At 37.6% G+C, this 9701-nt stretch carries 5 protein-coding genes; all 5 read left to right on the forward strand.

What is annotated here, in order from left to right; translation table 11 throughout:
• The first annotated feature begins 153 nt into the window (after positions 1-153).
• Positions 154-2985, forward strand: coding sequence for a prolyl oligopeptidase family serine peptidase (locus tag HRU49_RS00590; protein ID WP_296353071.1), 2832 nt, complete (start codon positions 154-156; stop codon positions 2983-2985).
• 23 nt (positions 2986-3008) lie between these two features.
• Positions 3009-4721, forward strand: a complete 1713-nt coding sequence (gene ggt / locus HRU49_RS00595) for a gamma-glutamyltransferase (RefSeq protein WP_296353073.1) — start codon at positions 3009-3011, stop codon at positions 4719-4721.
• A gap of 18 nt (positions 4722-4739) precedes the next feature.
• Positions 4740-6140: a TIGR00366 family protein gene (locus HRU49_RS00600; RefSeq protein WP_296353075.1), complete on the forward strand. Its 1401-nt coding sequence runs from the start codon at positions 4740-4742 to the stop codon at positions 6138-6140.
• 1 nt (position 6141) lies between these two features.
• Positions 6142-7296 carry an acetylornithine deacetylase gene (gene argE / locus HRU49_RS00605; RefSeq protein ID WP_296353076.1) on the forward strand — a complete coding sequence of 385 codons (1155 nt, stop codon included), beginning with the start codon at positions 6142-6144 and terminating at the stop codon, positions 7294-7296.
• Positions 7297-7330: 34 nt separating this feature from the next.
• On the forward strand, positions 7331-9701 hold a 2371-nt coding region (locus HRU49_RS00610; RefSeq protein ID WP_296353078.1), incomplete at its 3' end, for a glycosyl hydrolase.

The raw sequence follows: 9701 nt of genomic DNA on the forward strand, positions 1-9701 counted from the left end.
AACGAAAAGCAACATTATTAGTATCTTCATCAAGAGAATTAGAACTCACCAAAAATCCTGGCTGATTATACTATAAATGTTCGATTAGAGTATATCGCAATTTATAGTTTTTTCAGTATTACGGTTTCAAAACATCATCAAAATCAATTATCTATGAGAATTTTAGCATTTATTGGGTTGTTACTTTTAGCTGGAAATGTATCAGCGCAAAAAAAAGTTATGGAACATGACGACAAGGGTCTGTGGAATAGAATACGTAATGTTAATATTTCTAATTCTGGAGACCATGTACTCTACAGTATTGGTCCAGAGGAAAAAGACCAAACACTCACATTACTAAAAACCTCTGGAGAAAAGGTAATGGCTTATCCAAGAAGTAAAGGTGGTCGTTTTACATTCGATTCTAAATACGTTGTACTTTCAGCTAATGCTTATAAAGACAGTATCCTTGAGATGAAACGTAAAAAGGTTAAGAAAAAGGATATGCCAAAAGATACTTTGATCATTTACGACATCACAAATAATACCTATAAAAAGATTCCAAGAATAAAGTCTTACAGAATACCAGAAAAATGGTCTGGTGTGGTGACTTATATGCTAGACACACCAAAGCCAGCTAAAAAAGATAAGTCCAAATCTAAAAAGGATACTGCTCAAACTAAGAAGAAAGACACCATTAAAAAGGCTAAAAAGAAAGTTAAGAAGGTTTCAAAAGACAATGGTTATCATTTGGTCATTCAAAATTTAGAAAGTGGAGTAGAAGACACTCTAAAATATGTACACAACTATGCTATAGCAAAAGAAGGACGTCATTTAGTTTATGCGACCTCAGGTGAAGTAGATAGTCTTGGTGGTGGTGTTTACCATTATAATGTAGATAAAGCTACTAAAACCCCTCTATTATCTAGCCATCACAAAACAAAGTATCCACAGCTTGGTATTTCAGATTCTGGAACGCGTGTTGGTTTTGTGGTCGATGCAGACTCTACTAAAAGTCTAATTAAAATGCCTAAACTATATGCTTGGAATTTGGGCGATGACAGCGCTAAAATGATTGTAGATTCTGAAACTAATGGCACTGATATGTTAGTTTCTAAAGATGCCAGATTACGCTTTTCAGAAAATGAGAATCGCCTATTCTTTGGATTACGCACGCAACCCATAGTGCAAGATACAACCCTTCTCAAAGAAGAAATTGTGAATGTAGAAGTATGGACTTATGATGAACCACGATTGTACACAGTGCAAGAATTGGATGTAAATGACGATAAGAAGAAGTCTTATTTAAGTTTGTACGATTTCTCAAAAAATAAAATGATTCAGGTTGCAGATACGTCATATGATTTGTCTCGTACTGGAGATGAAGGAAATAGTGACTATGCCGTTGTTGGTAACCAAACACCCTATTTATTACAAAGCCAATGGACCGCTCAGCGGCCAATGGACATGCAACGTGTAAATTTAAATACTGGTGAGCGTAGTGCTATTGCAACTAAAGTGTATGGTGGCAGTTCTATAAGTCCAAAAGGCAATTATATGTATGGCTACAGTAGAAAAGATAGCACATGGTTCACCTATAACTTAAAGACCTTAAAGTATACCGCTTTAACCAAAGGACGTCAATTCTACAACGAGTTACATGACTATCCAGATGATCCGTACAGTTATGGTTCAGCAGGATGGACCGAAGATGATGCCAAATTCTTAATCTATGACCGTTATGATATTTGGGCTTTTGATCCTGATACAGGTACTTCAGAAAATCTTACAAATGGAAGAGCCTCACAAACACGTTATCGTTATATAAGATTAGATAGAGAAGAGCGCAGTATTTCTAATAGTGAAGCTTGGATGCTGAGCACCTTTAATGAAAATAATAAGTATGGTGGTGCAGCGAGTTACGATCCAAAAAGAAAAACCAAAAAGGAACTTATTGAAGGACCATTTTCTTATGAAATTTTTTGGATGGCCCAGGATGATAAAAAGAACCGTTTATTGTTTACAAGACAATCGTTTACAGATTTCCCTAATCTTTGGTCTACAACAACAAGCTTTAAATCACCAAAGCAAATCACAGATGCAAATCCACAGCAAAGTGATTACAATTGGGGAACGGCAGAAATGGTAGAGTGGACGTCTCTTGATGGTAAGCCACTGCGTGGCATGCTTATTAAACCAGAGAATTTTGATCCTAACAAAAAATACCCGATGATCGTGAACTTCTACGAAAAAAGTTCAGATGGTTTGTATCGTCATCGTGCCCCAAGTTATGGACGCAGTACCATTAACTATCCATTTTATGCGAGTAGAGGCTATGTGATCTTTAATCCAGATGTTTACTACAGAGATGGATATCCTGGTGAAAGTGCTTTTAATTGTGTAATTCCAGGTATTACAATGCTTATTGAACAAGGGTTTATAGACAAGGATAATATTGGAGTACAAGGCCATAGTTGGGGAGGCTATCAGATAGCATATTTAGTCACCAAAACCGATATCTTTAAAGCTGCTGAATCAGGAGCACCTGTGGCTAATATGATAAGTGCTTATGGCGGTATTAGATGGTGGACAGGATTGAGTCGTCAGTTCCAATACGAACACACACAGAGTAGAATAGGAGGGACTCCTTGGGAATACCCTCAGCGTTATATTGAGAATTCACCAATATTTAATATCGATAAGATCAATACACCATTACTGATAATGCATAATGACGCCGATGGTCATGTGCCATGGTATCAAGGTATTGAGTTTTTTGTGAGTTTAAGACGTTTAGGTAAGCCATCATGGTTCTTAAACTACAATGATGAGCCACACTGGCCATTAAAATGGCAAAACCGCATAGATTTTAATATTCGTATGGCGCAATTCTTTGATCATTATTTAAAAGGAGATCCTAAACCGGTTTGGATGGATGGTGGAGTACCAGCCTTAGAAAAAGGAATCCATCAAGGTTTGGAATATGTTGAAGGAGATGAGGATTAAAAAAGAGATTTAAAAAATTGATCATGAAAATCAACAAATTATTCGTTTCTACTATTGTTTTAATCGCAGCAATTGTCGTTTCTTTAAACCTACAAGCACAGGACAGAATTACAGGTAAATCTTTTGCAACAAGATCAGAGGTACTAGGACAAAATGGAATGGTCGCAACCAGTCATCCTTTAGCAACCCAAATTGGACTTGATATATTAAAAAGTGGCGGAAATGCTATTGATGCTGCTATTGCAGCTAATGCAGCACTTGGTCTAATGGAACCAACAGGATGTGGTATTGGAGGCGATTTATTTGCTATTGTTTGGGACTCTAAAACTCAGAAATTATATGGATTAAATGCAAGCGGTCGTTCTCCAAAAAGCTTAACTTTAGAGTATTTCGAAGAAAAGGGAATTACTAAAATACCGTCATTAGGACCGCTACCCGTGAGTGTTCCTGGAGCGGTAGATGGGTGGTTCGAATTGCACAAAAAATTTGGATCCAAACCAATGACTGAAATTCTTGAGCCAGCAATAGATTATGCTGAAAAAGGCTTTCCATTAACTGAGCTTATTGCTTGGTATTTACAACGAAGCGTGCCTTATTACAAGGATCAAGGTTATCCAAACATCGAGGATACTTATATTAATCAAAACAATGGAAAGCTTCCAAATGAAGGTGAAATCTACAAAAATCCCTATTTGGCAAATACCTACAAATTGATTGCTCAAGATGGACGTGATGCCTTTTACAAGGGTAAAATAGCTAAAATAATTAGTGACTTTATAAAAGAACAAGGGGGTTTTCTTTCTGCTAAAGATCTCGCAAATCATAAATCGGAATGGGTAGAACCAGTATCCATTAATTATCGGGGTTATGATGTATGGGAATTACCACCAAATGGCCAAGGTATAGCTGCTTTACAAATGTTACAGATATTAAAAGGTTATGATTTTTCTAATATCGAATTTGGTAGTACTGAACACTTACACTTGTTCACCGAGGCTAAAAAGCTGGCGTTTGAAGATAGAGCAAAATATTACGCCGATATGGATTTCTTTGACGTACCAGTAGAAGAACTACTGTCAGAAGAATATGCCATTAATAGACGTAAGCTAATAGGTAAACGTGCGGGCAGGTATTCTGCAGGTGAGATTTCAGCAGGCGAAACTATTTATATGACTGTCGCTGATAAAGAAGGAAACATGATTTCGTTAATACAAAGCAATTACAGAGGAATGGGTTCTGCAATGGTACCACCAAAACTCGGGTTCATGTTACAAGATAGAGGTGAGTTGTTTAGTCTAAAGCGAGGTCAAGCAAATACTTATGAACCTGGCAAGCGTCCCTTCCATACTATAATACCTGCATTCATTACTAAGGATGGACAACCATTTGTAAGTTTTGGTGTTATGGGTGGCGACTTTCAACCTATGGGACACACTCAAATTGTCATGAATTTAATAGATTTTGGTATGAATTTACAAGAAGCAGGCGATGCGCCACGATGGGATCATACCGGTGAAGCTAGCCCGTTGGGAGCAATTACGACATCAACTGGAACTTTAAGAACTGAATCTGGAATTTCGTATGAGACTATTAGAGGCCTTATGGGTCTAGGACATCGTGTAGGAACCGCAAGGGGAGTATATGGAGGTTACCAAGCCATACTCTGGAATGCTAAAAACAAAGTATACCATGGAGCCTCTGAAAGTCGTAAAGATGGTCAGGCAGCTGGTTATTGATTTATATGACTGAATTTAATGATAAAATCCAACCATAAAAGAAGCTTCCTTGATCATATACCGCATGCAATAACTTTATTGTTTGTAATTATCCTTGTTGTTACAGGATTAACGTACATCATTCCTGCTGGCACTTACGAACGTGTGTTACTTGAAGGGAGAAATGCAGTGGTTCCTGGATCTTACAAAACCATAACATCCACACCGATTAGTTTCTTAGACATGTTTAGAGCCATTCCACTTGGATTTAAGACAGCAGCAGAAGTTATTTTTATTGTTTTCGCAGGTGCTATAATGTTTTATTTTATGGAGACCTCTAATGCCATTGAAAATTCCATAGGCACCTTAGTTAAAAAACTAGGTAAGAAACGAAAATACAGCATCATCGTTATTATGACATTTGTGTATGGTTTTTTAGGCGTGTCTGTGGGTTATGAAAATAACATTGCTTTAATTCCAATTGCTGCAGTATTAAGTATTGCCTTGGGTGGCGATTTAATTCTGGCGGCGGGTATGTCCGTCGGGGCCATGACCATTGGATTTGGGCTTTCACCTATAAATCCATATACCATCGGTACAGGACACAAAATTGCAGAATTACCGATTTTCTCTGGTGCTTTATTGCGAAGTGCACTATGTTTTTCGGCATTAAGTTTTATGGCCTATTACAATATCAGGTACTTTAAAAAGATTAAAGCATATCCTGAGAAAAGTTTAGGTAAAGGGCTTGATACTAATAATTTAGATTTATCAAAACCTATAAAAGACTATAGCATTTCACTACGCAATTGGCTGGTGCTTTTAGTATTTACTGGAGCCTTGGTCATGATAATTTATGGAGTGTTTAACTTCAATTGGTTTATCAATGAATTATCGGCTATTTTTCTAATAGTCGCTTTAGCCTGTGGTGTCATAAATAGAATGAGTGCTACAGCGATGAGTAATGCCTTATTGAATGCGGTAAGTATGGCTGCACCAGGTGCGTTTATGGTTGGCTTCGCCTCAACCATTAAAATCCTTATGGAAATGGGTAATATTGGAGATACTATTTCATACGAATTAGCTAATTTATTACAAGATTTGCCACTATATGCTTCAGCTATTGGCATGTCTTTGTCACAATCAGTTATTAATTTTTTTATTCCATCTGGTAGTGGGCAAGCTTTGGCTACCTTACCAGTCATGTTGCCGTTAGGGCAATCCTTGGGACTCACTCAACAAACTTCAATATTAGCGTTTCAAATAGGTGATGGACTTTCTAATTTAGTAAATCCAACCTTAGGTGGACTTATTGCCATGTTGAGTATGTGTCGTGTGCCAATAGATCGTTGGATACGCTTTATATTTCCGGTATTTTTAACTTTACTCGTATTTTCTTTTTCGGCGCTAATTATTGCGGTAGCGACCAATTACAGTTAACATGAATGTAGAAGATATTCTTAGAAAATTAGTAGCATTTCCTGTGCTTGGTGGGGAAAGTAACTTAGAAATTATCCATTGGATTGCAGATTATATCGAATCATACGATATCCCAGTAAACTTGCTATATAACGACGAAAAGACCAAGGCTAATTTACATTGCAGAATAGGACCAGAAGTAGATAATGGTGTCATCTTATCTGGTCACACGGATGTTGTACCTGTAGAAGGACAAGAATGGGACACCAATCCTTTTCAATTGGTAGATAAAGGAGATGGAAAACTTTATGCGCGTGGAGCTTGTGATATGAAGGGCTTTTTAGCCTGTTGTTTAGCGGTTTTACCAGAAATGGTTAAGGCTAATTTAAAACGACCGATATATTTTGGGTTTACGTATGATGAAGAAATTGGTTGCTTACAAGGACCAGCATTAGCTAAAACCTTTAATAGTTTTTATAAGGAAACACCAAAATATGCTATTATAGGAGAACCGTCTTTATTAAAGCCTATTGTTGGCCAAAAAGGCATTTATATTATGGAAACCTATGTTAATGGCTCAGCAGGTCATAGTAGCCGTATAAAACAAGAGGTGAGTGCCATCCATGAAAGTATGCGCTTAATGCAATGGTTAGAAAATAGAATGGATCAATTTATATCAGAAGAACGTTTCGATGCGCGTTTTGAACCACCACATTCTACGATCCATGTAGGAATGATGCAAGGTGGTATTGCACCAAACGTTATAGCAGACAAAGCCCATTTTTACTGGGATTTACGTACTATTCCTATGGATAGTGTAGATACAGTTGTTTCTGAATATAAAGCCTACTGTAGAGCGCGTGAAGCAGCATTACGACGAATATTTCCAGAGTTTGAAATAAAGAATATTGAGAATCATCCACCAGTACCACATTTAGATACTAAGGATGAGGATGACGTTGTAGATTTTATAAAAACCATCTGTGGGGATGATACCACGACAACTGTAGCATTTGCATCTGAAGTTGGCCAATACGCCAATGAAGGCTTTGAATCTGTTATTTGCGGACCAGGATCTATAGCGCAGGCTCATCGTCCTAATGAATTTATTTCTAAAGAGCAGTTGCAAAAAGGTTGCGATATGCTTCAAAATTTAGTCCATGAATTAAAACAATAAATAAAACATCTATTAATTAAATTTAAACTTAGCTATGAAATCACGCATTAAACTTTTATCGCTTTCTGTTTTGCTTTCAGTGTTTAGTCTGTTTAGTCTATCTGCTCAAGAAGTTGAAAGTAAAACCTTTAGTGGTCTTTCGTTACGAAATATAGGACCTGCTTTTACCTCGGGTCGAATTGCAGATATTGCTATCCATCCACACAACGAAAACGTTTGGTATGTCGCTGTTGGATCTGGTGGTGTCTGGAAAACTGTAAATTCTGGTACGACATGGCAACCTATATTCGATAGTCAAAAATCGTATTCAATAGGAGCAGTTGCTATAGATGCTAGAAATCCGCATACTATTTGGGTAGGAACAGGTGAAAATGTTGGAGGACGCCACGTCGCCTTTGGAGATGGAGTTTATGTAAGTCATGATGATGGTAGTTCGTGGAAAAATATGGGCTTAAAGGCATCTGAACATATTTCAAAGGTTGTTGTACATCCAGAAGATTCTAATACCATTTGGGTTGTATCGCAAGGTCCTTTATGGAGTTCTGGTGGTGAACGTGGTGTTTACAAAACTGAAGATGGTGGAGCCACATGGACCAGAACACTTGGTGATGATGAATGGGTTGGCGCTACCGATTTAGTGATTGACCCAAGAAATTCTGATGTTTTATATGCTGCCACGTGGCAACGTCAACGGACTGTTGCTGGTTATTTAGGAGGTGGACCTGGATCTGGAATACATAAAAGTACAGATGGTGGTAACACATGGACAAAGTTAACTAATGGTATTCCTGGTTCTAACTTAGGTAAAATTGGTTTGGCAATTTCATCATTTAATCCAGATGTGATCTATGCGGCAATTGAATTAGATCGTAGAAAGGGGGGAGTATATATGTCGTCAAATCGAGGAGCCTCATGGCAAAAACAATCAGATGCAGTATCTGGTGGTACAGGACCACACTACTACCAAGAACTTTACGCTTCACCACATCATGAAGGTAAATTGTTCTTAATGAATAATTATGTGCAAATATCAGACGATCATGGTAAAACGTTTTATACCATGAACGAACGTAATAAGCATGTCGATAGTCATGCTATGGCATTTAAAGCTTCTGATCCTAATTATGTGTTATTTGGAACAGATGGTGGCTTGTACGAAAGTTTCGACTTAACTAAAAGTTGGAAATACATTAGAAATCTTCCAATTACCCAATACTTCAAATTGGCAGTAGACGATTCAGAACCGTTTTATAAAATTTATGGCGGTACACAAGACAATGGATCTCACGGAGGACCTTCAAATACGATGTGGTCTGATGGAATAGCCAATTCAGACTGGTGGAAAACCTTGGGAGCAGACGGTCATCAATCTGCTATTGAGCCTGGAAATCCCAACATTACTTATGGCGAATTTCAACAAGGAGCTTTATGGAGAATCGATCAAACCACCAAAGAAACCGTATTTATTCAACCACAGGCTAGGGAAGGAGATCCATTTGAACGTTTTAATTGGGATGCACCAATTTTAGTTAGTCCTCATAATCCAAAGCGACTATATTTTGCATCGCAGCGTGTTTGGAAATCAGAGAATAGAGGTGATGATTGGACACCAATTTCTGAGGATTTAACGCTTAACCAAGATCGTATGACGATTCCTTACTATGGTAAACAACAAAGTTGGGATAATGCTTGGGATGTGTACGCGATGTCTAATTACAATACCATAACATCATTAGCTGAGTCACCAAAACAAGAAGGCCTAATTTATGCTGGAACTGACGATGGAATTATTCAAACTACAGAAGATGGTGGTGCCACTTGGAGAAAATTCAGTTTAAATTCTATCAAAGGACTAGGTCATGTGCCTTTTGTAAATGATGTAAGAGCAGATTTATATGATGCTAATGTTGTTTATGCAGCGGTTGATAATCATAAGTATGGAGATTACAAGCCTTATATCTTAAAAAGTAGTGATAAAGGTAAGAGTTGGTCTATGATTAATGGAGACCTTCCAGAAACCTTGTTAGTATGGCGTTTAGTACAAGATCATATTGATAAAAATCTAATGTTTGCTGCTACAGAATATGGCATTTATTTCACCTATAATGCTGGTGCAAATTGGGTAAAGTTGAGTGGCGGAGTACCTACCATTTCGTTTAGAGATATTACTATACAAAGACGTGAAAATGATTTGGTAGCAGCATCATTTGGTAGAGGTTTCTTTATTCTAGATGATATTACACCATTACGAAATTTTGATGCTTCTGTAATGACTGCCGAGGCTACCTTATTTCCAATAAAGGATGCTTATTGGTACAAAGAGGCGAGTAGAGTAGGTAGTCAGGGCGATGCCGAATATAGAGGGAAGAATGCTCCTTTTGGAGCTCGCTTTACCTACTACATGG

It is taken from the genome of Winogradskyella sp., from assembly GCF_013213975.1.
Lineage (GTDB): Bacteria > Bacteroidota > Bacteroidia > Flavobacteriales > Flavobacteriaceae > Winogradskyella.